The organism is Mycobacterium sp. FW102-FHT13B02 (assembly GCF_058790275.1).
On sequence record NZ_JBYTCM010000001.1, the window covers coordinates 240,041 to 263,008 of the forward strand.

At 67.8% G+C, this 22,968-nt stretch carries 23 protein-coding genes; 18 read left to right on the forward strand and 5 right to left on the reverse strand.

Features of this window, described 5'->3' with window-relative positions:
• Both AC3WTE_RS01150 and AC3WTE_RS01155 read left to right on the forward strand, forming a co-directional pair.
• Nucleotides 1–1,113 carry a cystathionine gamma-lyase gene (locus tag AC3WTE_RS01150; protein WP_492434941.1) on the forward strand — a complete coding sequence of 371 codons (1,113 nt, stop codon included), beginning with the start codon at nt 1–3 and terminating at the stop codon, nt 1,111–1,113.
• A gap of 20 nt (nt 1,114–1,133) precedes the next feature.
• The gene (locus AC3WTE_RS01155) at nt 1,134–2,243 is read left to right on the forward strand and encodes a D-alanine--D-alanine ligase family protein (protein ID WP_492434943.1); all 1,110 of its coding nucleotides are present in this window, start codon (nt 1,134–1,136) and stop codon (nt 2,241–2,243) included.
• Here AC3WTE_RS01155 and AC3WTE_RS01160 read toward each other — a convergent pair.
• On the reverse strand, nt 2,240–2,818 hold the full coding sequence (locus AC3WTE_RS01160; protein ID WP_492434944.1) for a DUF3515 domain-containing protein: 579 nt from the start codon (nt 2,816–2,818) through the stop codon (nt 2,240–2,242). The genes AC3WTE_RS01155 and AC3WTE_RS01160 overlap by 4 nt on opposite strands.
• A 130-nt stretch (nt 2,819–2,948) precedes the next feature.
• Between AC3WTE_RS01160 and AC3WTE_RS01165 the strand changes: the two genes are divergently transcribed.
• Together AC3WTE_RS01165 and AC3WTE_RS01170 are read left to right on the forward strand one after the other, a co-directional pair.
• Nucleotides 2,949–3,911 carry a thiamine-phosphate kinase gene (locus tag AC3WTE_RS01165; RefSeq protein ID WP_492434946.1) on the forward strand — a complete coding sequence of 321 codons (963 nt, stop codon included), beginning with the start codon at nt 2,949–2,951 and terminating at the stop codon, nt 3,909–3,911.
• A gap of 31 nt (nt 3,912–3,942) precedes the next feature.
• Nucleotides 3,943–4,626, forward strand: a complete 684-nt coding sequence (locus AC3WTE_RS01170) for a uracil-DNA glycosylase (RefSeq protein WP_492434947.1) — start codon at nt 3,943–3,945, stop codon at nt 4,624–4,626.
• Between the two features lie 139 nt (nt 4,627–4,765).
• Here the strand turns inward: AC3WTE_RS01170 and rpmB are convergent, their stop codons facing one another.
• Entirely contained in the window at nt 4,766–4,960 is a 195-nt protein-coding gene (gene rpmB / locus AC3WTE_RS01175) for a 50S ribosomal protein L28 (protein WP_459369564.1), read from the reverse strand.
• A 250-nt stretch (nt 4,961–5,210) separates the two neighbouring features.
• Here rpmB and AC3WTE_RS01180 point away from each other — a divergent pair, with 250 nt between their 5' ends.
• The 3 genes from AC3WTE_RS01180 to AC3WTE_RS01190 are packed head-to-tail and all read left to right on the forward strand — an operon-like array spanning nt 5,211 to nt 9,842.
• Complete coding sequence (locus AC3WTE_RS01180) at nt 5,211–6,884, forward strand: DAK2 domain-containing protein (RefSeq protein ID WP_492434949.1); 1,674 nt, start codon at nt 5,211–5,213, stop codon at nt 6,882–6,884.
• Nucleotides 6,885–6,886: 2 nt separating this feature from the next.
• Nucleotides 6,887–9,106 (forward strand): ATP-dependent DNA helicase RecG, encoded by a 2,220-nt coding sequence (gene recG / locus AC3WTE_RS01185; RefSeq protein WP_492434951.1) that lies wholly within the window; start codon nt 6,887–6,889, stop codon nt 9,104–9,106.
• Nucleotides 9,107–9,134: 28 nt separating this feature from the next.
• Nucleotides 9,135–9,842 (forward strand): HNH endonuclease family protein, encoded by a 708-nt coding sequence (locus tag AC3WTE_RS01190; RefSeq protein WP_492434952.1) that lies wholly within the window; start codon nt 9,135–9,137, stop codon nt 9,840–9,842.
• A 419-nt stretch (nt 9,843–10,261) separates the two neighbouring features.
• Here the strand turns inward: AC3WTE_RS01190 and AC3WTE_RS01195 are convergent, their stop codons facing one another.
• Nucleotides 10,262–10,519: a hypothetical protein gene (locus AC3WTE_RS01195; protein WP_492434954.1), complete on the reverse strand. Its 258-nt coding sequence runs from the start codon at nt 10,517–10,519 to the stop codon at nt 10,262–10,264.
• A gap of 10 nt (nt 10,520–10,529) precedes the next feature.
• Between AC3WTE_RS01195 and AC3WTE_RS01200 the strand changes: the two genes are divergently transcribed.
• Nucleotides 10,530–10,724, forward strand: a complete 195-nt coding sequence (locus AC3WTE_RS01200) for a hypothetical protein (RefSeq protein WP_492434956.1) — start codon at nt 10,530–10,532, stop codon at nt 10,722–10,724.
• A gap of 408 nt (nt 10,725–11,132) precedes the next feature.
• Here the strand turns inward: AC3WTE_RS01200 and AC3WTE_RS01205 are convergent, their stop codons facing one another.
• Together AC3WTE_RS01205 and AC3WTE_RS01210 are read right to left on the reverse strand one after the other, a co-directional pair.
• Complete coding sequence (locus AC3WTE_RS01205) at nt 11,133–11,969, reverse strand: aldo/keto reductase (protein ID WP_492434957.1); 837 nt, start codon at nt 11,967–11,969, stop codon at nt 11,133–11,135.
• Nucleotides 11,970–11,974: 5 nt separating this feature from the next.
• Nucleotides 11,975–12,823 carry an aldo/keto reductase gene (locus tag AC3WTE_RS01210; RefSeq protein WP_492434958.1) on the reverse strand — a complete coding sequence of 283 codons (849 nt, stop codon included), beginning with the start codon at nt 12,821–12,823 and terminating at the stop codon, nt 11,975–11,977.
• On the opposite strand from AC3WTE_RS01210, the gene AC3WTE_RS01215 reads away from it, so the two are divergent.
• From AC3WTE_RS01215 to mutM, 10 genes are all read left to right on the forward strand, one after another.
• Nucleotides 12,822–13,973: an alpha/beta hydrolase gene (locus AC3WTE_RS01215; protein WP_492434959.1), complete on the forward strand. Its 1,152-nt coding sequence runs from the start codon at nt 12,822–12,824 to the stop codon at nt 13,971–13,973. The two genes, AC3WTE_RS01210 and AC3WTE_RS01215, sit on opposite strands and share 2 nt — an antisense overlap.
• Before the next feature lie 49 nt (nt 13,974–14,022).
• A complete protein-coding gene (locus AC3WTE_RS01220; protein WP_492434961.1) occupies nt 14,023–14,838 on the forward strand; it encodes a DsbA family protein in 816 nt (271 codons plus the stop codon).
• Nucleotides 14,835–15,440, forward strand: coding sequence for a vitamin K epoxide reductase family protein (locus AC3WTE_RS01225; RefSeq protein ID WP_492434963.1), 606 nt, complete (start codon nt 14,835–14,837; stop codon nt 15,438–15,440). Before AC3WTE_RS01220 ends, AC3WTE_RS01225 begins: the two co-directional genes overlap by 4 nt.
• 34 nt (nt 15,441–15,474) lie before the next feature.
• Complete coding sequence (locus AC3WTE_RS01230) at nt 15,475–18,858, forward strand: pyruvate carboxylase (protein ID WP_492434965.1); 3,384 nt, start codon at nt 15,475–15,477, stop codon at nt 18,856–18,858.
• Nucleotides 18,855–19,412, forward strand: coding sequence for a 16S rRNA (guanine(966)-N(2))-methyltransferase RsmD (rsmD, locus tag AC3WTE_RS01235; RefSeq protein ID WP_492435465.1), 558 nt, complete (start codon nt 18,855–18,857; stop codon nt 19,410–19,412). Before AC3WTE_RS01230 ends, rsmD begins: the two co-directional genes overlap by 4 nt.
• Nucleotides 19,413–19,448: 36 nt before the next feature.
• Nucleotides 19,449–19,925: a pantetheine-phosphate adenylyltransferase gene (gene coaD, locus AC3WTE_RS01240; protein WP_492434967.1), complete on the forward strand. Its 477-nt coding sequence runs from the start codon at nt 19,449–19,451 to the stop codon at nt 19,923–19,925.
• An 89-nt stretch (nt 19,926–20,014) separates the two neighbouring features.
• On the forward strand, nt 20,015–20,752 hold the full coding sequence (gene sepIVA / locus AC3WTE_RS01245) for a cell division protein SepIVA (protein ID WP_492434969.1): 738 nt from the start codon (nt 20,015–20,017) through the stop codon (nt 20,750–20,752).
• A 56-nt stretch (nt 20,753–20,808) separates the two neighbouring features.
• Nucleotides 20,809–21,381, forward strand: coding sequence for a YceD family protein (locus AC3WTE_RS01250; protein WP_492434970.1), 573 nt, complete (start codon nt 20,809–20,811; stop codon nt 21,379–21,381).
• A complete protein-coding gene (gene rnc, locus AC3WTE_RS01255) occupies nt 21,378–22,109 on the forward strand; it encodes a ribonuclease III (RefSeq protein WP_492434972.1) in 732 nt (243 codons plus the stop codon). Before AC3WTE_RS01250 ends, rnc begins: the two co-directional genes overlap by 4 nt.
• Nucleotides 22,102–22,962 carry a bifunctional DNA-formamidopyrimidine glycosylase/DNA-(apurinic or apyrimidinic site) lyase gene (mutM, locus tag AC3WTE_RS01260; protein ID WP_492434974.1) on the forward strand — a complete coding sequence of 287 codons (861 nt, stop codon included), beginning with the start codon at nt 22,102–22,104 and terminating at the stop codon, nt 22,960–22,962. The genes rnc and mutM overlap by 8 nt, the downstream gene beginning before the upstream one ends.
• Nucleotides 22,963–22,968 lie beyond the last annotated feature (6 nt).

Genomic DNA, 22,968 nt, shown 5'->3' on the forward strand with positions numbered 1-22,968 from the left:
ATGGACGGCCAGTTCGGCGATTCCACCCGTAGCGTCAAAGCGACTGCATCACAGCGGGTTCCAGGGCAGCCGGTGGCGCCGCCGCCGGTTCCGGTGGCGGCGTATCACCTGTCCGACGACGAAGCCGACGGTCTGGACTTCTACGGCCGCAACTCCAATCCAGTTTGGCGCCAACTGGAATCGGCCCTGGCCGAACTGGAAGGCGCCATCTCGGCGTTGACGTTCTCGTCGGGGATGGCCGCCATCTCGTCCGCACTGCGGGTGCTGGCGGCCCCGGGTACCACTCTGGTGGTCCCAGCCGATGGTTATTACCAGGTACGCCGGTACGCGGCCGAGTATCTCGCCGTCCGTGGCGTCACCGTGATCGAGGCGACCGCCACGGAAATCTGTGACGCCGCCGAGCAGCTGTCCCATGCCGACGTCGTGCTCGCCGAATCTCCGGTAAACCCCACGCTCGATGTCGTCGACCTGCACCGGTTGTCCACGATCTGCCGCTCCCGCGGCGCGACCCTGGTGGTGGACAACACCGCCGCGACCCCGCTGGGTCAGCAGCCGCTGTCGCTCGGTGCCGATCTGGTGGTCGCCAGTGCCACAAAGGGCCTGTCCGGGCACAGCGATCTGCTGGCCGGCTACGTCGCCGGATGCCACCGGGAGCTGATGGCGGCCATCGAGCGGGAACGGCTGCTGGCCGGTGCGATCCTCGGGAATTTCGAGGCCTGGTTGGCGTTGCGCAGCCTGGGCACCGCCGGTCTGCGGTTTGAACGGCAGTGCGGCAACGCCCTCGCGCTGGCCATGACGCTCGACGCCCACCCGGCTGTGCGGGCCGTCCGCTATCCCGGGTTGCCCACCGATGCGGCGCATCCCGTGGCCCGAGATCAGATGCGGCGATTCGGCGGGCTGCTCGCGATCGAGTTGGCCGACGCCGCCGCCGTGCACGATCTGGTGAACCGCAGCCGGCTGCTGGTCGCCGCCACCAGTTTCGGCGGCATCCACACCTCGGTCGACAGGCGTGCACGCTGGGGCGATGCGGTGTCGCCGGGTTTTGCGCGGATCTCGCTCGGCATCGAGGACATCGATGACCTACTGGCCGACATCACAGGTGCCCTCGAGTAGCCAGGTAGCCTCTCTAGGTTGTGACTGCCCCTCATTCCTCAGGAGCCGCCGGCCGTACCCGGGTCGCCGTCGTTTACGGCGGACGGAGTTCGGAGCACGCCATCTCCTGCGTTTCGGCCGGGAGCATCCTGCGCAACCTGGACCCGGCCCGCTACGAGGTCGTCGCTGTCGGCATTACCCCGGACGGCTCGTGGGTGCTGGGCGACGGTCGCCCCGAGACCCTTGCCATCACCGACGGGCAGCTGCCCGGCGTCACCGCCGCGTCCGGCACCGCGCTGACGCTGGCCGCCGACCCGAACCGCCGCGGTGAACTGCTGTCTCTGCAGGACGGTGTCGCGCAGGTCCTGACGGCCGTCGACGTCGTTTTCCCGGTGCTGCACGGCCCGTACGGCGAAGACGGCACCATCCAAGGCCTGCTGGAACTGGCCGGTGTGCCGTATGTCGGCGCGGGCGTGCTGGCCAGCGCCGCGGGTATGGACAAGGAATTCACCAAGAAGCTGCTGGCTGCCGACGGTCTGCCGATCGGCGACCAGGTGGTGCTGCGGCCGCGCGATGTGACGTTGAGCCTGGATGACCGCGAACGCCTGGGCCTGCCGGTGTTCGTCAAGCCGGCCCGCGGCGGATCGTCCATCGGTGTGAGCCGCGTCGCTTCGTGGGACGAGCTCGATCAGGCCATCGCCTATGCGCGCCAACACGACCCGAAGGTGATCGTCGAAGCGGCGATGCCGGGCCGGGAAGTGGAATGCGGGGTGCTGGAGTACCCCGACGGCCGTGTCGCGGCCAGCGAGCTGGGCGAGATTCGCGTGGGTGGCGGGTTCTACGACTTCGCCACCAAGTACCTCGAGGACGCCGCCGAGCTGGACGTGCCGGCCAAGGTCGATGACGAAATGGCCGACGAGATAAGACAATTGGCCATTCGCGCGTTCAAGGCGCTGGACTGCCAGGGCCTGGCCCGCGTGGACTTCTTCCTGACCGAGAACGGGCCGGTGATCAACGAGATCAACACCATGCCCGGCTTCACCACCATCTCGATGTACCCGCAGATGTGGGCCGCCAGCGGTGTCGACTACGCCACCTTGCTGAGCGTCATGGTGGATACGGCGGTCGGACGGGGGACCGGCCTGCGTTAGCGGGCCGGCGCCGGGTCCAGCGGGCGGGCCGGCATCACCTTCTCGATGAGCTCGGAGACGGTCTGGATCGGCGTCGGACCGGAGCCCTGCGGCAGCGTCAGCGCCACGTAAGTGGCCCCTTTTCCGCCGTCGGCTACGCCGTGGTCGACGGCGTACCAGGTGCTGGCCGAGGGGCCGCTGGCTTCGAACCACGACACCGTGTTCACCATCTGCAGCGGTGCGCCGACCACGAAGCCGTCGGGGCGCTCGACACCGCAGCGCAGCACCACGGTGTCGATACCGGTCGGTCCCAGCCAGGCGGCGGCTCCCGTGGGGGCCGGGTCGGCGAGTGTCGCCCGCCGGAAGTCGCCCATGGTATCCGGGAGCGCCGAGAGGAGTGCGCGGCACTGCTCGCTGTCGGCTTGTGGTGCCGGCGCGTCGGCCGGCGGGAGGGCAACCGGCCTGTCCGCCGGCGCCTGCCGCAGCGCCGCATACGCGAGCAACCCGACGATCGCCGCGACCGCCACCACGATGGCCGCGATGATGGCGCCGCGCGGCGGGCCATCCAGATCATCGGGGTCACCGGTTTCGGTCATGACGGCAACTCTAGAGCGCCGGTCGCCCCGGCAGGCCGACGGCGGTCAACCGGCATCATCGACTTGCCGCACTCTTCAACGCGGCTCGTGCCTCGCCGCTTGATCGTCGTGCGCCCTAGACTCCACCACCATGACCAGCGCTGAATCCGGGGAGACCCTGGCGGAGCTCGGCGAGTTCGCGGTGATCGGGCGCTTGACCGCCCGCCGTACCCAGCCCGCCGAGGTCGTCGTCGGTCCGGGTGACGATGCCGCGCTCGTGTCCGTCCCCGACGGCCGGGCTGTGGTCTCCACCGACATGCTGGTGGAGGGTCGGCATTTCCGCCGGGACTGGTCCACGCCGCATGACGTGGGGCGAAAGGCTATTGCGCAGAACGCCGCGGATATCGAGGCCATGGGAGGACGGGCGTACGCGTTCGTCGTCGGCTTCGGCGCGCCGGTCGACACCGCGGCCGCGGACGCGCAAGAGCTGTCCGACGGAATGTGGTCGGAGGCAACGAGATTCGGCGCCGGCATCGTCGGTGGTGACCTGGTCGCGGCGCCGCAGTGGGTGGTCTCGGTGACCGTACTCGGGGATCTGGGCGGCCGTCCACCGGTGCTGCTGTCTGGTGCGCGGCCGGGAGACACCGTCGCGGTGGTCGGTGACCTGGGGTGGTCAGGTGCGGGATATGCCCTGTGGCACAAGGGTATCCACGAATTCGATGAGCTGCGCCGGCGGCATCTGGTGCCGCACGTCCGGTACGGGCAAGGGGCGGCTGCCGCAGCGGCGGGCGCGACCTCGCTGACGGACGTGTCCGACGGATTGATCGCCGACGTCGGCCACATCGCGGAGGCCTCCGGCGTAGCCGTCGACCTCTCGACGGCGGCGCTCGAGGCCGACGTGGCCACGCTGATGCCGGCGGCCGCGATGGTCGGGGGCGACGCCCGCTCCTGGGTGCTCGGCGGCGGCGAGGACCACGTGCTGGTCGGCACCTTCGGCGGCGCACTGCCGGACGGGTGGCGCGCCATCGGGACCGTCCTGCCCGGCGCGCCGCGCGTGACGCTTGACGGCGCGTCATGGCAAGGAGTCGGCGGCTGGGAATCGTTCGGTCAGTAGGGTGGCTACCCGTGAGATCTCAGGTGCCCGCATGACCGCCCGCCCGCTATCGGAACTGGTGGAGCCCGGCTGGGCCCGCGCGCTCGAACCGGTCGCCGAGCAGGTCGCCGCGATGGGTGAGTTTCTGCGCGCCGAGAACGCGGCGGGCCACGGCTACTTGCCGGCGGGGGAGAACGTGTTGCGCGCCTTCACCTTCCCCTTCGACGAGGTGCGGGTGCTGATCGTGGGGCAGGACCCATATCCGACCCCTGGACACGCCGTCGGGCTCAGCTTCTCGGTGGCTCCCGAGGTACGTCCGCTGCCGCGCAGCCTGTCCAACATCTTCACCGAGTACACCGCCGACCTCGGCTACGAGCCGCCCGGTTGCGGCGACCTGAGCCCGTGGTCGAAGCAGGGCGTCATGATGCTGAACAGGGTGCTGACGGTGCGGCCGGGCAATCCGGCGTCGCACCGCGGAAAAGGCTGGGAGGCCGTCACCGAGTGCGCCATCAAGGCACTGATCGCGCGGCCCCAGCCGCTCGTGGCGGTGCTGTGGGGGCGCGACGCGCAGACCCTCAAGCCCATGCTCACAGGTGAGCGGTGCGCGAGCATCGAGTCGGTGCACCCGTCGCCGTTGTCGGCGTCCCGCGGCTTCTTCGGGTCTCGTCCGTTCAGCCGGGCCAACGAGCTGCTGACGGGTCTCGGCGCGGAGTCGATCGACTGGCGGCTGCCTTAGGCCGCCATCACGTTACGGTCGAGACCGTGCCCGGCGTCTTGGGACTGAAGACACACGAAAGCGCTGCGCGGGTTTCGCGCAGCGCCTCGGTGTACAGCTTCAGTGGTAAGCGGAATCAATCCGCCCCGGGTAGCCGAAACTAGCCGCGGGTGACCTTGCCGGCCTTGATGCAGGAGGTGCAGGCGTTGACACGCTTGCGGTTACCGCCCGGACGGTCGACGGCACGCACGGTCTGGATGTTCGGATCCCAGCGGCGGTTGGTCCGACGGTGGGAGTGCGAGACGGACATACCGAAGCCCGGTCCCTTTCCGCAGATGTCGCACACGGCGGCCATGAAGAACTCCTCGAAAATCAGTACTTGGGGTCTGAGTCCGACGGCCACAGACTTGCGAGGCGCGAACAGACAACCTGACCAGGATACCGGGCAGCCTGACGATCACCAAAATGGGTCTGGTGGCGGGGTGTTCCGTAGGAGTTGGTCAGGAGATCTGTCGGTGCCACTGGCTAGGCTGGCGGGCACCGAGGGTTGCCGGGCGGGCGACTGCAGAATCGGGGTGCACCCGGGTGAACGCGATGGAGGTCACATGTCAGCTGGCGTGGGTCGCACACCCCGTCCGCTGGATGGGATCGCGTTACGCGACTGGGCTCACACCGCGGTCCTGCATCTGATTGCCCACACCGACGAGATCAACCGGCTCAACGTCTACCCCGTCGCCGATTCCGACACCGGCACCAACATGTTGTTCACCATGCGTGCTGCCGCAGCTCAGGCTGACGAGGCGGCTAAGGCGGCGGGCAACGACGTGGCGGCAGTGTCGGCCGCGTTGTCGGCAGGGGCCTTGCGCGGCGCCCGGGGCAACTCCGGGGTCATCCTGTCCCAGATCCTGCGTGGGGTGGCCGACGTCGTCGCCGAGGCTGCGCTGCAGCGCGGCGAGGACGGAGAGTGCGGTGAGATCACCGCGCCGGAATTCGCCGCGGCCTTGCGCCACGCGCAGGTCCTGGCCGTCGCGTCCGTCGGGCAGACGGTGCCCGGCACCATCGTCTCGGTGCTCCAGGCAGCCGCAGTGGAAGCCGAGAACCAGAACGGCGTGACCGACCTTGCGACCATCGCGGCCGCGGTCTCGGATGCCGCCGCGGTGGCGCTCGAGCGCACCCCCGATCAGCTCGACGTGCTGGCCGAAGCGGGTGTCGTAGACGCCGGCGGACGCGGGTTGCTGGTCCTGCTCGACGCGCTGACCGCGACGCTGTCCGGTGCCTCGGCCCCGCGGCCCCAGTACCAGCCGGACGCCGCGCGCCCGCCCGCGGACCACGACCGCGGGCATCATGAGATCAACGGCGCACCACCACAATTCGAGGTGATGTACCTGCTGGGCGACTGCCACCCGGACAGCGTCGAAGTGCTGCGCGCCCGGTTGCTGCGGCTGGGTGAATCGGTGGCCATCGCCGCCGCGATCGCCGGTGTCCAGTACAGCGTGCATGTGCACGCCGACGATGCCGGCGCCGCGATCGAGGCCGCCCTCGACCTGGGCGCAGTCAGCAGAATTCAGGTCACCGCGCTGATCGGGGCGGCCGGTGCCCGGCCGTCGGGCGGCTGGAGCCGGGACCGCGCCGTGCTCGCGATCGTCGACGGCGACGGTGCGGAGGAGTTGTTCGGCGGTGAAGGCGCGCACGTGCTGCGGCCGGACGGCGGGCCCGTCAGCGCACAGCAGTTCCTCGCCGGGCTGGTCGGCACCGGCGCCGCCCAGATCATGGTGCTGCCCAACGGTTTTCTCGCCGCCGAGGAGCTGGTGGCCGGCTGCGCCACGGCGATCAGTTGGGGCATGGACGTGGTGCCGGTACCGGCCGGGTCCATGGTGCAGGGATTGGCGGCGCTGGCCGTGCACGACCCCACTCGTCAGGCGGTCGACGACGGGTACACCATGGCGCGCGCGGCGGCGGGCGCCCGGCACGGTTCGGTGCGGATCGCCACCGAGGCAGCGTTGACCTGGGCCGGCAGGTGCCGTCCCGGCGACGGGCTGGGTATCGCCGGTGACGAGGTGCTGATCGTCGGCCACGATCTGGTGAGTGCGGCCAGCGGGCTGATCGACCTGTTGCTGTCGTCGGGCGGAGAACTGGTGACGGTGCTGACCGGCGCGGGGGTCGACGCCGAGGTGGGCGCCGCGCTGGCCGAACATGTGCGCCAGGAACACCTGGCTGCCGAGCTGGTGACCTATCACACCGGTCACCGTGGGGATGCGTTACTGATCGGAGTGGAGTAGCGGTGGTCGCGCTGACCGACTCACTGGTGCACGTACTGGGCGCCAAATCCGCTGCGCCACTCGAAGAATTCTTCGGGATCCGCACCGTCAATGATCTCCTGCGGCACTATCCGCGCAAGTACAGCCAGGGTATGACGGTGCTCGGCGAGGACACCGAGTTGCCGGAGGAAGGCGATCACGTCACGTTCGTCGATGTCATCACCAAGGCGGAGACGCGCTGGACCAACCGGGCGCCCAAGCGCGAATACCTGGTGGTCACCCTCGGTAACCGTAATCCGAAGGTCACCGCAACCTTCTTCAACGCCAAATTCCTCAAGAAATCCCTTGTCGAAGGCACCCGGGTGATGTTGTCGGGTGTCGTCGGATTCTATGGGCGCACAATGCAATTGACGCATCCCGCGCATCTGGTCCTCAATTCGGGTGCGGGCCGCACGTTCGGTTCCCCGGCGCTGAAGAAGATCGCCGACGCCTCCGAGAAGATGCACGGCGAGCTGCAGATGTCGGCGTTCGAGCGGGAGTTCTTCCCGATCTACTCGGCATGCGCCAAGGTGCAGAGCTGGGACATCTACGCCTGCATCCTGCAGGTGCTCGCCGTGCTGGACCCGGTACCCGACCCGCTGCCGGAATCGATCCGGGGGCAACGTGGTCTGATCTCTGAAGATCAGGCGCTGCGCGACATCCACCTCGGTGAGCGCGAAGCGGACCGCGAACAGGCCAGGGAGCGCCTGACTTTCGATGAGGCCGCGGGCCTGCAGTGGGCGCTGGCTGCCCGTCGGCACAGCGCGCAGTCGCAATCCGGCCCGGCGGCACCGCCGCGGGACGACGGTCTGGCCGCCGCGCTGCGCGACCGGTTGCCGTTCGAATTGACGGCGGGCCAACGTGATGTCCTCGAGGTGCTGTCGGCCGAGCTGTCCGAGTCCCGGCCCATGAACCGGATGTTGCAGGGCGAGGTCGGCTCGGGCAAGACCATCGTCTCGGTGCTGGCCATGCTGCAGATGGTCGATGCCGGCTACCAGTGCGCGCTGCTCGCGCCGACGGAAGTGCTTGCCGTGCAACATGCCCGGTCGGTTCGCGACGTACTCGGGCCGCTGGCCATGGCAGGCCAGCTCGGTGCGCCCGACGACGCGACCTCAGTGGCACTGCTCACCGGATCCATGACGGCGCAACAGAAGCGCCAGGTTCGTGAGGAAGTATCGAGCGGACGGGCGGGCATCGTCATCGGCACCCACGCGCTGCTGCAGGACGCCGTGGAATTCGACCGGCTCGGCATGGTGGTGGTCGACGAGCAGCACCGGTTCGGTGTAGAGCAGCGAGATCGCTTGCGCGCCAAGGCTCCCGACGGCCTGACACCGCACCTGCTGGTAATGACGGCGACGCCGATCCCGCGCACCGTGGCGCTGACGGTGTACGGCGATCTGGAGACCTCGACCATGCGGGAGCTGCCGCGCGGCCGCCAGCCGATCGATACCAAGACCATCTTCGTCAGCCAGAAGCCGGCCTGGCTCGACCGGGCGTGGGCCCGGATCCGCGAAGAGGTCCAGGCGGGGCGGCAGGCGTACGTGGTGGCCTCCCGGATCGACGAGAACGACAAGCAGACCGAGAACAACGAGGCCGGGCCGCCGCCGGTGACCGTCGTCGAACTGTACGACAAGCTGCGCACCGGCCCCCTGCAGAACCTGCGCCTGGGACTGATGCACGGCCGGCTGCCGGGCGACGAGAAAGACGCGATCATGTCGGCCTTCCGGGCCGGTCAGATCGATGTGCTGGTGTGCACCACGGTGATCGAGGTCGGCGTCGACGTGCCCAACGCGACGGTCATGGTCGTGATGGACGCGGACCGCTTCGGGATCAGTCAGCTGCACCAGCTGCGGGGCCGCATCGGTCGCGGCTCGCATGCCAGCCTGTGCCTGCTCGCGACGAGGCTGCCGGAGGGATCGAAGGCCGGCGCGCGGTTGCAGGCCGTCGCCGGCACCCTCGACGGTTTCGAGCTGGCCGACCTGGATCTGCAGGAACGCCGCGAGGGCGATGTGCTGGGCCTCAACCAGTCCGGGCGGGCCGGGCATCTGCGGTTCCTGTCGCTGGCCGACCACCAGGAAGTCATCGAGTCGGCCCGCGCGTTCTGTCAGGCGGCTTATGCGCAGAATCCGGATGATCCCGGGATGTCCGCGCTGGCCGCCCAATTCGTCGACACCGATCGCGTCGAGTACCTGGACAAGGCGTGACCAGGCGAGCGCAGCGACGGGGGTTGTGGTGAAGCGCCTGCTGTGGCTGGTGGCCGCGGTGGTGCTGGCCGTCGTGGTGGCCATCCAGGTGGGTACGGCCGACGAACCCCCAGCAGTCGCCGACGGCCCTGACGGCGCGTCGGTACCGACCGTCGCGCCCGGTACCGACGTCCTGGCCGGAGTGGTCGTCATTCCGCGGCGCGTGCGGGACCCCAACTACCGGCGCGCGGCGTTCGGCGAGCCCTGGACAGACGACAACCCGGCGCCCGACGGCCACAACGGCTGCGACACCCGCAACGACATCCTGAACCGCGATCTCACGGACAAGACCATCGTGTCGCTCAAGCGCTGCCCGCAGGCCGTGAAGACGGGAGTGCTGCACGACCCGTATACCAACGACACCATCGCATTCACGCGTGGTAACCAGCTCGGCGCGTCGGTGCAGATCGACCACATCGTGCCGCTGGCACTGGCCTGGGACCTGGGCGCCCGGGACTGGAATGACGAGCTTCGGCTCCGATTTGCCAATGACCCGGCGAATCTCCTTGCCGTGTCCGGGAAATCCAACCAGGACAAAGGGGACAAGCAGCCGTCCGATTGGATGCCGCCCAACCACGGGTTCTGGTGCCAATATGCGGTGCAGTACATCGCGGTGCTGCGCGGCTACGGACTCCCGGTCGACGAGCCGTCGGTGCCCGTTCTCCGCGATGCGGCCGCGGCCTGCCCGACAGGCTAGGCAGCAGCCCGCCAGGCAACGCGCCGGCGCAGCCATGGCAAAGGGGATACCTGCTGAGCGCGAGTGTTCGAGGGTGCGGTGACCGCCATCGCACAGTGCTCCGGCACTGATCGCCAGAACAGAACGCAATCTTCGGGCCTTTGTTGCCTACGGGGATGACTCTGCACGAAAACCGGTGCTGAATTGTTTGCTGAAAAGCCGACCGGCGGCGGCGCCGCTAATCTGGGCGTAGTCGGCGTCGATTGTTTGGGTATTGGTTGCCGAGCTAATGCACCTCGGCAACCAATCCCCGGTCACGCATTTTGGCGAACACGGCGAATAACCGATAGCGGAAACCGAATTTCGCCGACAGAATGGCGCCATTCAGTAACCGGCCATATTGGCCGCGCTCTGGATATCGAATTCGCGCCTAAGCGCTGTCAGTGGCGCCCAAAAAGACCTCCGATGGTCAACAACGTGCCGTTGAGGTCGCCCGCGAGCGTCTTGGTGGTGCCGTCGAGCGCGCCGGCGACGGTGTGGGTGGTGCCGTTGAGGCCACCGGCGACGGTCTTGGTGGTGCCGTCGAGATCGCCGGCGAGGGTGTTGGTGCTGCCATTGAGCGCACCCGCGACGGTGTGAGTGGTGCCGTCGAGGTCGCCCGCGAGGGTGTGGGTGGTGCCGTTGAGTGCGCCTGCCATGGTCTTGACCGTGCCGTCCAGTGCGCCCGCGATGCCGGACACTGGGCTGCCGGCCGCTGCTGCCTTCGGTGTGGCGGCTGCTGCCTTCGGTGTGGCTGCTGCCGCCTTCGGGGTGGCCGCGGCGGCTTTCGGCGTTGACTTCGCCGCACCGGCGCTGGCCGTCGTGCTGTGGGTGGTGCTCCCCGAATGCGATTTGTCGGCATAGGCGGTGCCAGTTGCCCCACTGATTATCAAGGCGCCGAATCCCATTGTTGCCGCGCCTATTGCCAAGCGACGGGAGATGACGACAATTGTCGGTTTCGTTAATTCTGAGGTGCTACCAAATGGACGGATCACTTTCTTGAACCCCCTCTTTGATGCTGCATGGTTGCGTCGGATTAGCGGACGCAATATCAAATTAACGCACCAGAGGTAATAGCGGGATAGTTAATGCAAATCAATTGCTGCGAGTTGCTCTACAACTGACACATGCGACGCACTGGACACATCTGTGACAGTCGAGCGAGGGTCGCCTCCGTTGCTACCCAAACTCGTTCGGGCTAAACACAAATGGTCGTCCTCCCGATGGGAGGACGACCATTTGTGTTGGGTTTACGCAGGAAACCCCGGTGGCCTAGATGCCCGTATAGGTGGCGGGGTCCGGGCGGTACCGGGTGCCGCTGTCGAGACCGTTCAGGGCATCCATGTGCTCGGCGGCCAGCTCGAAGCCGAACACGTCCATGTTCTCCGCGATGCGTTCCGGCGACGACGAGCGGGGGATGACCGAGTTACCCAGCTGCAGGCTCCAGCGGATCAGCACCTGCGCCGGGGTCTTGCTGTACTCGCCGGCAATCGACTGCACGGTCGGGTTGGTCAGTAGATTGCCGACGCCCAGCGGGCTGTAGGCCTGCGTGACGATGCCGCGCTCGGCGTGCACCGCGCGCAGCGCCGCCTGGTTGAGCAGCGGGTGCAGCTCGATCTGGTTGACCACCGGGCTGACGTAGCTCAGGTCGATGATGGTGGACAGGTCCTCGTCGGTGAAGTTGCACACGCCGATCGACTTGGCGCTGCCGTCGTTGTGCACCTTGATCAGCGCACCCCAGCTGTCCACGTACTTGCTGATGTCGCCGGCGGGCCAATGGATCATGTAGAGATCCACGTACTCCATGCCGAGCTTGTCGAGGCTGACCTTGAGGGCGTCCTGGCCGGCCTGGAAGCCCTGGTCGGCGTTGGCCAGCTTGGTGGTGACGAAAATCTCGGCACGCGGGATGCCCGACGCGGCGATGGCCCGGCCGACGGCCTCTTCGTTGCCGTAGACGGCTGCGGTGTCGATCAGACGGATACCCATCTCGAGCGCAGCCGAGACGGCGCGCTCGGTCTCGGCGTCCGACAGCTCGGCAACACCGAGGCCGAGCGCCGGAATCGTGTTGTCGTCGTGGAGCGCCACATTGGGAATCTCTGCGGAGGCCATGTCACCTACCCTGTGAAGTTGAATGTTCGTGGATCCGGGCCCAGGCGGGTGCCGTCGTCGAGGGTCGCGATGGACGCGATGTCCGCTTCGTTCAGCTCGAAATCAAACACGTTGAAATTGCTCGCAATCCGCTCTGGGTTCACCGATTTCGGGATGACGATATTACCCAGCTGGATATGCCACCTAATCAGGACCTGTGCTGGCGATTTTCCGTGTCGCTCGGCGATGGTGGTGATGGCCGGGTCCTGAAGCAGGGATCCCTGCCCCAGTGGGCTCCAGGCCTCGGTGGCGATGCCGTACCGGGCATGGGTCTCGCGCAGCTCCGCCTGCGGCAGGCGCGGATGCAGTTCGATCTGGTTGACGGCCGGCACGATTCCCGTGGCGTCGATGAGCAGTTTCAGGTGCTCGGGCTCGAAGTTGCTGACGCCGATCGCCCGGATCCGGCCCTGGTCACGCAGGTGGGCGAACGCCTTGAAGGTATCGACGAACAGGTTCTGCGCGGGCGTCGGCCAATGAATCAGGTAGAGATCCAGGTGGTCGAGCCCCAATCGCTGCATGCTGGCGTCGAACGCGGCGAGGGTCTTCTCGTAGCCCTGATCGGAGTTCCACAGCTTGGTGACGACGAAGATGTCCTCACGTGCGACATCGGACGCGGCGATGGCCTGGCCGACCTGGGTTTCGTTGCGGTATGCCGCGGCGGTGTCGATATGTCGGTATCCGGCGTGCAATGCTGCCGTGACGGCGCGTTCGGTGTCCTCTGCAGGTGTCTGCCACACTCCGAGGCCGACCACCGGGATGGACGTACCGTCGTTGAGCATCAGCGATGGATTCGGAACACCTGAAGGATCAGCCATGACCATGAGCATGCCAGGCGATGCTGTGCAGTCCGCGGTGACAAGTCACGCCGAACTGGTCGTCCGACCGGAGCATCCGGTCGCGGGGCGACCCAGCCGACTCCGCTTGACGGTCATGACCAAGATCGGCGGCGTCGCCCTTCGGCTGCTGCCCAAGATCCCCGACTGGCTCAAGCGGGTCCTGCTCGGCGGGCGCCGGGTCACGATCGACGGCAACACCCTCGACACCACCCTTCAGCTGATGCTGGCGGCGCAGAACGCGAGCGGCGCCGGCGGCCTGATCGTCAGCAGTGACATCGACGTCTCGCGAAAGCAGTTGACCGCGTTGTCGCAGTACCTCGACCCGGCCATCGCCGTGACGACGGCCGACCTCACCATCCCCGGTCCGGTCGAACCGCTGCGCGCCCGGCACTACCAACCGGATGTCACCGGGCCCGCCCCGATGCTGGTCTTCTTCCACGGCGGCGGATTCGTCGTCGGCGGCATCGAGTCACATGACGGGCTGTGCCGGCTGATCTGTCGTGACGCCGGCGTGCACGTCGTGTCCGTCGAGTATCGGTTGGCTCCCGAGCACCCGGCGCCGGCCGCCTCCGACGACTGCTACGCCGCCTACCTCTGGTGCGTGGAGAACGCCGCGCGTCTGGGCGCGGTCCCGGCGAAGATCGCGGTCGGCGGGGACAGCGCAGGCGGCAACCTGGCGGCCGTGGTGTCTCAGCTGGCCCGCGACAATCACAAGCCGCTGCCGGCTGTGCAGTTGCTGATCTATCCCGTGACCAACTTCGCCGGGGACACCCGGTCGAAGGTGCTGTTCGCAGACGGCTACTTCCTCAGCAAGATCGACATGGACTGGTTCCGGGCGAACTACCTGGCCGAGTCGGCGCTCGAGCCGTCGGACCCCCGGGTGTCACCACTGTTGGCCGACGATCTGTCGGGGCTGCCCCCGGCGCTGGTGCTCACCGGCGGCTTCGACCCGCTGCGCGACGAGGGTGATGCCTACGCCGCGGCGCTGGCCGCAGCCGGGGTGCCGGTCGATCACCGCAGGTACGGCTCGCTCGTCCACGCGTTCGCGAATTTCTTCCCGCTCGGCGGCGACAGCGCGACGGCGACCGCGGACTTCGTCTCCGCGTTTCGGGCTCACCTCAGCCGCTGAGGGCACGGGTCCGGCCGACTTCGGCGACCGCGTCGGTACCCTTGACGCCGTGCCGTCGAAATCGTCGAAGTCATCGAAGAACGCCAGCTACGACCTGAAGGCCGCGGACCGGAAGCGGGACTGGGTGGTCAAGGGCGGCCTGACCGCGCTTGTCATCGTCTTCGCCGTGGTACTGGTGGCGTACATCGTCATGAACGGCAAGCCCAAGGCCGACCCGCACAAGGTCCAGGCCGTTCAGATCGCGGCCAGCAATGTCGTCACCAATCCCGGCACCAAGGACCCGAAGGTCACCCTCACGATCTACGAGGATTTCCTTTGCCCGGTCTGCGGCGTCTTCGAGAAGACCTACGGCCCGACCATCGCCAAGCTGGTCGACAACGGCGACATCGCCGTCGACTACAACATCGTCTCGATCATCGGCCGTGGCGACCCGAAGTCGTACTCGACGCGCGCCGGCGCCATGGCGTACTGCGTCGCCGACGAGGACAAGACCGCGTTCCGGCGCTTCCATGAGGCGCTGTACAAGAACCAGCCCGAGGAAACCGCGGCCACTTTCCCGGACAACGCCAAGCTGCTGGAGTACGCGCGCCAGTCCGGTGTCGCCGTCGGCCCCAACGACCCGCTCAGCAAGTGCGTCGAGAACGGCGTCTACACCGAGATGGTCAACAACATGGCCCGCAACGCGCAGATTCAGGGCACCCCGACCATCAAGATCAACGGCACCGAGACCAGCCTGGTCCCGAACGGCGACCCGGGCAGCCTGATCGAGAAGATCAAGGCCATCGCGCCCGATCTGCCGAACCTGTCCACGGCATCGGTGGCACCCGCCGCACCTGCGCCCGCCGCTCCGGCACCACACCAGTGACCGACGTCGAGACCTCCGAGCGGCCGGCCGGGGTAGCGGTCAGCCGCCCCGCCGCCGTCTGGGTCCTGCTCGCGGGCCTCATCGGAGAGCTCGCCGCGTTCGTGCTGACGGTCGAGAAGATCCGGCAGATCCAGAACCCGTCGTACGTCCCGTCGTGCAGCATCAACCCGGTGCTGTCCTGCGGGTCGGTGATGCTGACCAAACAGGCCTCTGTGTTCGGGTTTCCCAACCCATTGATCGGCATCGCTGCCTTCAGCGTCGTCATCGTCACGGGTGTGCTGGCGGTGGCGGGGATTCGGCTGCCGCGGTGGTACTGGGCCGGTCTGGCCGGTGGCACGCTGCTCGGCGCGGTGTTCGTGCACTGGCTCATCTACCAAAGCCTGTACGTGATCGGCGCTTTGTGCCCCTACTGCATGGTGGTGTGGGTCGTCACCATGGCGCTGCTGGTCGTGGTGTCATCAATTGCCTTGCGGCCCTTGGCCGGTAACAAAGTGTTGGACGTCGTGTACCAGTGGCGGTGGCCGCTGTACGCCGTGTGGGTCACCGCGATTGCGTTGCTGATCCTTGATCGATTCTGGAGTTACTGGTCCACGCTGATCTAGCGCACCAGTCGGCCATAGCCGCTAGGGTCACTGGGTGATTTCCAAACTCCTGGTGGCCAATCGCGGTGAGATCGCGATCCGGGCCTTTCGCGCAGCCAACGAACTGGGTATCGCCACCGTCGCGGTGTACCCGTTCGAGGATCGCAATTCGCTGCATCGGCTCAAGGCTGACGAGTCGTACCAGATCGGCGAGAAAGGCCATCCGGTACGGGCGTACCTGAATATCGATGACATCGTCGCCACCGCAGTGGCGTGCGGCGCCGACGCGATCTACCCGGGCTATGGCTTCCTGTCGGAGAACCCCGAACTGGCGGCAGCCTGTGCCGCCGCGGGCATCACATTCGTCGGACCCAGCTCCGACATTCTCGAACTGACCGGTAACAAGGCGCGGGCCATCGCGTCCGCCCGCGCTGCGGGGCTGCCTGTGCTGGCCTCGTCGGAGCCGTCGTCGTCGGTGGACGACCTTCTCGCGGCTGCCGAGCAGATGCAATTCCCATTGTTCGTCAAGGCCGTCGCCGGTGGTGGCGGCCGCGGCATGCGCCGGGTGGCAGACCCGGCCGACCTCCGAGAGGCGATCGAAGCCGCGTCCCGCGAGGCCGATTCGGCCTTCGGTGACCCGACGGTGTTCCTGGAGCAGGCCGTCGTCAACCCGCGGCACATCGAGGTACAGATCCTCGCCGACACCCACGGCAACGTCATGCACCTCTTCGAGCGCGACTGCAGCGTCCAGCGCCGCCACCAGAAGGTCATCGAGCTGGCGCCCGCGCCGAACCTGGATCCCGAACTGCGGACGCGCATGTGCAACGACGCGGTGGCCTTCGCCCGGCAGATCGGCTACTCGTGCGCCGGCACCGTCGAATTCCTCGTCGACGAGCGCGGCCAGCACGTCTTCATCGAGATGAACCCGCGTATCCAGGTGGAGCACACGGTGACCGAGGAGATCACCGCCGTCGACCTGGTCGCCTCGCAGTTGTGTATCGCCTCCGGCTCGTCGCTGGAGCAGCTGGGGTTGAGCCAGGAGACCATGCAGACCCGCGGCGCCGCGCTGCAGTGCCGCATCACCACCGAGGACCCGGCCAACGGCTTCCGTCCCGACACCGGCCGGATCACCGCCTACCGCACCCCGGGGGGCGCCGGCATCCGGCTCGACGGCGGCACCAACCTGGGCGCCGAGGTGTCGGCGCACTTCGACTCCATGCTGGTCAAATTGACCTGTCGCGGAAGGGATTTGACGACCGCGGTGGCGCGCGCCAAGCGGGCCCTGGCCGAGTTCCGCATCCGCGGCGTCTCGACCAACATCCCGTTCCTGCAGGCGGTGCTCGATGACCCTGATTTCGTCGCCGGAAAGGTGACGACGTCGTTCATCGACGAACGTCCGCAGCTGCTGACCGCGCGCACCAGTGCCGACCGTGGCACCAAGATCCTCAACTATCTGGCCGACGTGACGGTCAACCAGCCGCACGGACCGCGTCCGTCGGCGGTATATCCGCGCGACAAGCTGCCCGCCGTCGACCTCAAGGCGGCGCCGCCCGCGGGCTCGAAGCAGCGGTTGGTGGAGCTGGGCCCGGAGGGCTTCGCGCGCTGGCTGCGCGACACCCCGGCCGTCGGGGTCACCGACACCACCTTCCGTGACGCGCACCAGTCGCTGCTGGCCACCCGCGTGCGGTCCACCGGGCTGCTGGAGATCGCTCCGTACATCGCCCGGTCGACGCCGCAATTGCTGTCGGTGGAGTGCTGGGGCGGCGCCACTTACGATGTGGGCCTTCGTTTTTTGAAGGAAGACCCGTGGGAGCGGCTGGCCGCATTGCGTGAGGCCCTGCCGAACATCTGCCTGCAGATGCTGCTGCGCGGCCGCAACACTGTCGGCTACACGCCGTACCCCGAACTGGTGACGTCGGCTTTCGTCGAAGAGGCCACGGCCACCGGTGTCGACATCTTCCGCATCTTCGACGCGCTGAACAACGTCTCGTCGATGCGTCCAGCCATCGAGGCGGTGCGCGAAACCGGTTCTGCGGTAGCGGAAGTCGCGATGTCCTACACCGGCGACCTGACCGATCCCGGCGAGAACATCTACACGCTGGACTACTGGCTGGGGCTCGCCGAGGAGATCGTCGCGGCCGGCGCCCACGTGCTGGCCATCAAGGACATGGCCGGCCTGCTGCGGCCCCCGGCCGCGGCAAAGCTGGTGTCGGCGCTGAAGTCTCGCTTCGATCTGCCGGTGCATGTGCACACGCACGACACCCCGGGCGGCCAGCTGGCGACCTACATGGCCGCCTGGCAGGCGGGTGCCGATGCGGTCGACGGTGCCTCGGCGCCGATGGCCGGCACCACCAGCCAGCCCGCGCTGTCGTCCATCGTCGCGGCGACGGCGCACACCCAGTACGACACCGGGCTGTCGCTCACGGCGGTCTGCGACCTGGAGCCGTACTGGGAAGCGCTGCGTCGGGTGTACGCGCCGTTCGAGTCCGGCCTGCCATCGCCGACCGGCCGCGTCTACACCCACGAAATCCCGGGTGGCCAGCTCAGCAACCTGCGCACCCAGGCGATCGCGCTGGGCCTGGGGGACCGGTTCGAGGAGATCGAGAACGCCTACGCCGGGGCCGACCGGATCCTCGGCCGCCTGGTGAAGGTGACGCCGTCGAGCAAGGTGGTCGGCGACTTGGCCCTCTCGCTGGTCGGTGCCCACGTCACAGCCGACGACTTCGCGGCCGACCCGTCCCGCTATGACATCCCGGACAGCGTCATCGGATTCTTGCGCGGCGAGTTGGGCGACCCGCCCGGCGGTTGGCCGGAGCCGTTGCGGAGCAAGGCACTGGAGGGACGCGGCCCGGCCCGGCCCGAGCAGCAGCTGACCGAGGAGGACGAGGCCCAGCTGGCGACGCCGGGCCTGGTGCGCCAGGGTGCGCTGAACCGGTTGCTGTTCCCCGGACCGACGAAGGAGTTCCTGGCGCACCGCGAGGAATACGGCGATACCTCGCGACTCAGCGCCAACCAGTTCTTCTACGGTCTGCGCCGCGGGGAAGAGCATCGCGTGCAGCTGGAGAAGGGCGTGGAGCTGCTGATCGGCCTGGAAGCGGTGTCCGAGCCCGATGAGCGCGGCATGCGTACGGTGCTGTGCCTCATCAACGGACAGCTGCGGCCAGTGCTGGTGCGTGACCGCGCCATCGCCGCGGACGTGCCGGCTGCCGAGAAGGCCGACCGCACCAACCCCGACCATGTGGCGGCTCCGTTCGCGGGCGTGGTCACGGTCGGCGTTGCGGTTGGTGACCAGGTCGACGCCGGTCAGACCATCGCCACCATCGAGGCGATGAAGATGGAGGCGGCCATCACCGCACCCAAGGCCGGCACCGTCGCGCGGATCGCCGTCACGCCTACCGCGGGCGTGGAAGGTGGCGATCTGCTCGTGGTGATCAGCTGACCCGGATCATCGGCGGCCGCCACGGCGGCCGCCGGATCTCGGTGCCGGCCAAAGGGACTCGGCCGACGACGGATCGGGTACGCGAGTCGCTGTTCAACGTGCTGGCGGCCCGGGTGGATTTCGATGGGGCGCGCGTGCTCGATCTGTACGCCGGGTCGGGAGCGCTCGGACTGGAGTCACTGTCCCGCGGCGCGGCCTCGGCCTTGTTCGTCGAGGCCGACCGGCGTGCCGCGGCGGTGATCTCACGGAACATCGCCGAGCTGGGTGTCGACGGCGCGGCGGTGCGGTGCGCCACGGCGTCCAGCGTGGCGGGGACGTCCGCGACGCGGCCGGTGGACCTGGTATTCGCCGACCCGCCGTACGACGTGCCGGCCGCCGACGTGGAAGCCATTGTCGGACAGCTGGTTTCAGGTGGCTGGCTGGCGCCGGGGGCGATCGCGGTGATCGAGCGCCCGACGTCAGGCCCGGCGCTCGTCTGGCCGGACGGCTGGACCGTGCTGCGCGAGCGGCGGTACGGCGACACCCGGCTGGAGATGGCGGAGTGGGCAGGCTGAGCACTGGCATTGCCCGGCCTTGTACCGTCTTGGGCTATGAGCGGTGCGGTCTGCCCGGGATCCTTCGACCCGGTAACCCTTGGTCACCTCGATGTCTTCGAGCGGGCGGCGGCCCAGTTCGACGAGGTGGTGGTGGCGGTGCTGGTGAACCCCAACAAGAAGGGCATGTTCACCGCCGAGGAGCGCATCGCGATGATCACCGAGGCGACGTCGCACCTGCCGAACCTGCGTGCCGAGACCGGATCGGGGCTCGTCGTCGACTTCGCCCGGGCGCGCGGGCTGACGGCCATCGTCAAGGGCCTGCGCACCGGCACCGACTTCGAGTACGAGCTGCAAATGGCGCAGATGAACCGGCACGTAGCCGGTGTCGATACCTTCTTCGTCGCCACCAAGCCACAATTCTCGTTCGTGTCGTCGTCGTTGGCAAAGGAGGTGGCGGCCCTCGGCGGCGACGTCACCGACCTGTTACCGGCGGCGGTGAACAAGCGGCTGCAGGCCAAGCTGTCCGGATAGTTCTGCGCGACACACCGACCGCCAAAGCGGAGTCACACGAGTAACACCAGGCACACTGGTAACAACAACTACGCCTGGAGGATGTTGCCGTGTACCGAGTATTTGAGGCGCTGGACGAGCTCGGCGCGATCGTGGAAGAGGCGCGTGGAGTGCCGATGACCGCGGGCTGCATGGTGCCGCGGGGCGATGTCCTGGAACTTCTCGACGACATCAAGGACGCGATCCCGGGTGAACTGGACGACGCCCAGGATGTTCTGGATGCCCGCGACGGGATGCTGCGCGAGGCCAAGCAGCACGCCGACGCGATGGTGTCGTCGGCCACGGCCGAAGCCGACTCCCTGGTCAATCACGCCCGGTCCGAGGCCGACCGGCTGCTGGCGGACGCCAAGGCTCAGGCCGACCGCATGGTCGCCGAGGCCCGTGCGCACAGCGAGCACATGGTCGGGGAGGCTCGTGAAGAGGCCAATCGGATCTCCGCCACCGCCAAGCGCGAGTACGAGGCCAGCACCAACCGGGCCAAGGCCGAGGTCGACCGGCTCCTGGAGAGCGGCAATCTCTCATATGAGAAGGCCGTGCAGGAGGGCATCAAGGAGCAGCAGCGCCTGGTGTCCGAGACCGAGGTGGTCCAGACCGCCCACGCCGAGGCCACCCGCATGGTCGATTCGGCGCATGCCGAGGCCGACCGTTTGCGGGGCGAATGCGACATCTACGTCGACACCAAGCTCGCCGAGTTCGAGGAACACCTCCAGGGCACGCTGCGCTCGGTCAGCCGGGGCCGGCACCAGCTGCGTACCGCGGCAGGCACGCACGACTACGCCCAGCGCTGAATCGGTTAGCGGGAATGGCGTCCGGTCGGCGATCGGCGCCGACGTAGGATTGACCAATGCCTGGCCCGAGTCCGCTGACCATTGACATTGTGCGATTGGGCCGACGGCCCGGGTCGAGGATCACGTACGTCGAAACCGTGCCCAGTCCCGGACGAATCGGCCTGGATCTGATGGCGATCGAGGCCGGCGCGCCGATCGATCTCGACCTGCAACTGCAGTCGGTGTCCGAAGGCGTGCTGGTGACGGGGTCGGTGTCCGCACCGACATCCGGCGAGTGCTCGCGGTGCCTCAACCCGCTGTCCGGGCACGTCACGGTCGACCTCACCGAGCTGTTCGCCTACCCGGACAGCACGACCGAGGCCACCACGGAGGAAGACGAGGTCGGCCACGTCGTCGATGACACCGTCGACCTCGAGCAGTCGATCATCGACGAGGTTGGGCTGACGCTGCCATTCGCGCCGCTGTGCACCCCGGACTGCCCGGGCTTGTGCCCGGATTGCGGAGTGCGCCTGCTCGACGCCGAACCGGGCCATCACCACGACAAGATCGACCCGCGGTGGGCGAAGTTGCAGGCACTGATGCCGGACGGTCCCGACGTCGACGGCGCTGCGCCGGAGGACGGTCCGTGACGGTAGATCGTGCGCCGCTGCTCGCAGCGCTGGGCGTGCCGTTGCCCGACGATCTGCTGACTGTGGCTCTGACTCATCGCAGCTACGCGTACGAGAACGGCGGTCTGCCGACCAACGAACGGTTGGAGTTCCTGGGCGACGCCGTGCTGGGTCTGGTGATCACCGCCGAGATTTTCCGCCGGTATCCGGACCGCAGCGAGGGCGAGTTGGCCAAGCTCAAGTCGGCAGTCGTCAACACTCAGGCGCTGGCGGAGATCGCGCGCAGCATGCCCCCCGATGGGCTCGGCAGCTACCTGCTGCTGGGCCGGGGCGAGATGGCCAGCGGCGGCGCGCAGAAAGCCAATCTGCTGGCTGACGGACTCGAATCCCTGCTCGGCGCAACCTATGTCGAACATGGACACGAGGTGGCCCAGACCGTGGTGATAGGACTGTTCAGCACCGCACTCGACACCGCGGCGAGTCTGGGCGCGGGTCTGGACTGGAAGACCAGCCTGCAAGAACTGTCCGCAGCCCGCCGGATCGGCGTCCCGTCGTACGTCGTGACGTCCACGGGCCCGGAGCACGACAAAGAGTTCACCGCACGCGCGGTGGTGGGCGGCATCGACTACGGCGAAGGCACCGGGCGCACCAAGAAGGAAGCCGAACAGCGTGCTGCCGCGGCGGCGTACCAGGCGCTGGAAGCCAGTGCCGACGTCGACCCTGACGCTGACGCCGTCAGCAATGCCTGAACTCCCCGAAGTCGAGGTTGTCCGGCGCGGCCTCGAAGCACATGTCGTGACAAAGGGCTTCACCACTGTCACGGTGTTGCACCCGCGCGCGGTGCGACGGCACGACAACGGTCCCGCGGATCTGGCGGGCCGGCTGGCCGGACGCCGGATCACTGGGACGGGGCGCCGCGGCAAGTACCTGTGGCTCACTCTGGACAGTGACGAGGCACTGGTGGTGCACCTGGGGATGAGCGGCCAGATGCTGATCGGGCCGCCCGCGCGACCGTCGCACCTGCGGATCGCGGCTGTGCTCGACGACGGCACCGAGCTGAGCTTCGTCGACCAACGCACCTTCGGCGGTTGGCAGGTTTGCGACCTCGTAGAGGTCGACGGCAGCGTCGTCCCCCTGCCCGTGGCGCACATCGCCCGCGATCCGCTGGATGCCGCATTCGACCCGGACTCGGTGGTGAACGTCTTGCGGCGCAAGGACTCTGAGATCAAGCGTCAGCTGCTGGACCAAACCGTGGTGTCGGGTGTAGGCAACATCTATGCCGATGAATCGCTGTGGCGCGCGCAGGTCAACGGCTTTCGGCCGGCCTCGGCGTTGGCCAGGCGCCGGCTCGGGGAACTGCTCGGCCACGCGGCAGACGTGATGAATTCGGCACTGGCGCAGGGCGGCACGTCGTTCGACTCGCTGTACGTCAATGTCAACGGCGAATCCGGATACTTCGACCGGTCACTGGACGCCTACGGCCAGGAGGGCGAGCCGTGCCGCCGCTGTGGCACGGCGATCCGGCGGGAGAAGTTTATGAACCGCTCGTCGTACTACTGCCCGAAATGTCAACCGCGGCCACGGATCCCGCGCGGGATCTGACAGCCC

Bases quoted from the DNA above. Each gene is read 5' to 3' on its own strand.
- AC3WTE_RS01150 (WP_492434941.1), top strand. From the start codon at position 1: ATGGACGGCCAGTTCGGCGATTCCACCCGTAGCGTCAAAGCGACTGCA.
- AC3WTE_RS01160 (WP_492434944.1), bottom strand. From the start codon at position 2,818: ATGACCGAAACCGGTGACCCCGATGATCTGGATGGCCCGCCGCGCGGC.
- AC3WTE_RS01165 (WP_492434946.1), top strand. From the start codon at position 2,949: ATGACCAGCGCTGAATCCGGGGAGACCCTGGCGGAGCTCGGCGAGTTC.
- AC3WTE_RS01170 (WP_492434947.1), top strand. From the start codon at position 3,943: ATGACCGCCCGCCCGCTATCGGAACTGGTGGAGCCCGGCTGGGCCCGC.
- rpmB (WP_459369564.1), bottom strand. From the start codon at position 4,960: ATGGCCGCCGTGTGCGACATCTGCGGAAAGGGACCGGGCTTCGGTATG.
- AC3WTE_RS01180 (WP_492434949.1), top strand. From the start codon at position 5,211: ATGTCAGCTGGCGTGGGTCGCACACCCCGTCCGCTGGATGGGATCGCG.
- AC3WTE_RS01195 (WP_492434954.1), bottom strand. From the start codon at position 10,519: ATGGCAGGCGCACTCAACGGCACCACCCACACCCTCGCGGGCGACCTC.
- AC3WTE_RS01205 (WP_492434957.1), bottom strand. From the start codon at position 11,969: ATGGCCTCCGCAGAGATTCCCAATGTGGCGCTCCACGACGACAACACG.
- AC3WTE_RS01215 (WP_492434959.1), top strand. From the start codon at position 12,822: ATGACCATGAGCATGCCAGGCGATGCTGTGCAGTCCGCGGTGACAAGT.
- AC3WTE_RS01210 (WP_492434958.1), bottom strand. From the start codon at position 12,823: ATGGCTGATCCTTCAGGTGTTCCGAATCCATCGCTGATGCTCAACGAC.
- coaD (WP_492434967.1), top strand. From the start codon at position 19,449: ATGAGCGGTGCGGTCTGCCCGGGATCCTTCGACCCGGTAACCCTTGGT.
- AC3WTE_RS01250 (WP_492434970.1), top strand. From the start codon at position 20,809: ATGCCTGGCCCGAGTCCGCTGACCATTGACATTGTGCGATTGGGCCGA.
- mutM (WP_492434974.1), top strand. From the start codon at position 22,102: ATGCCTGAACTCCCCGAAGTCGAGGTTGTCCGGCGCGGCCTCGAAGCA.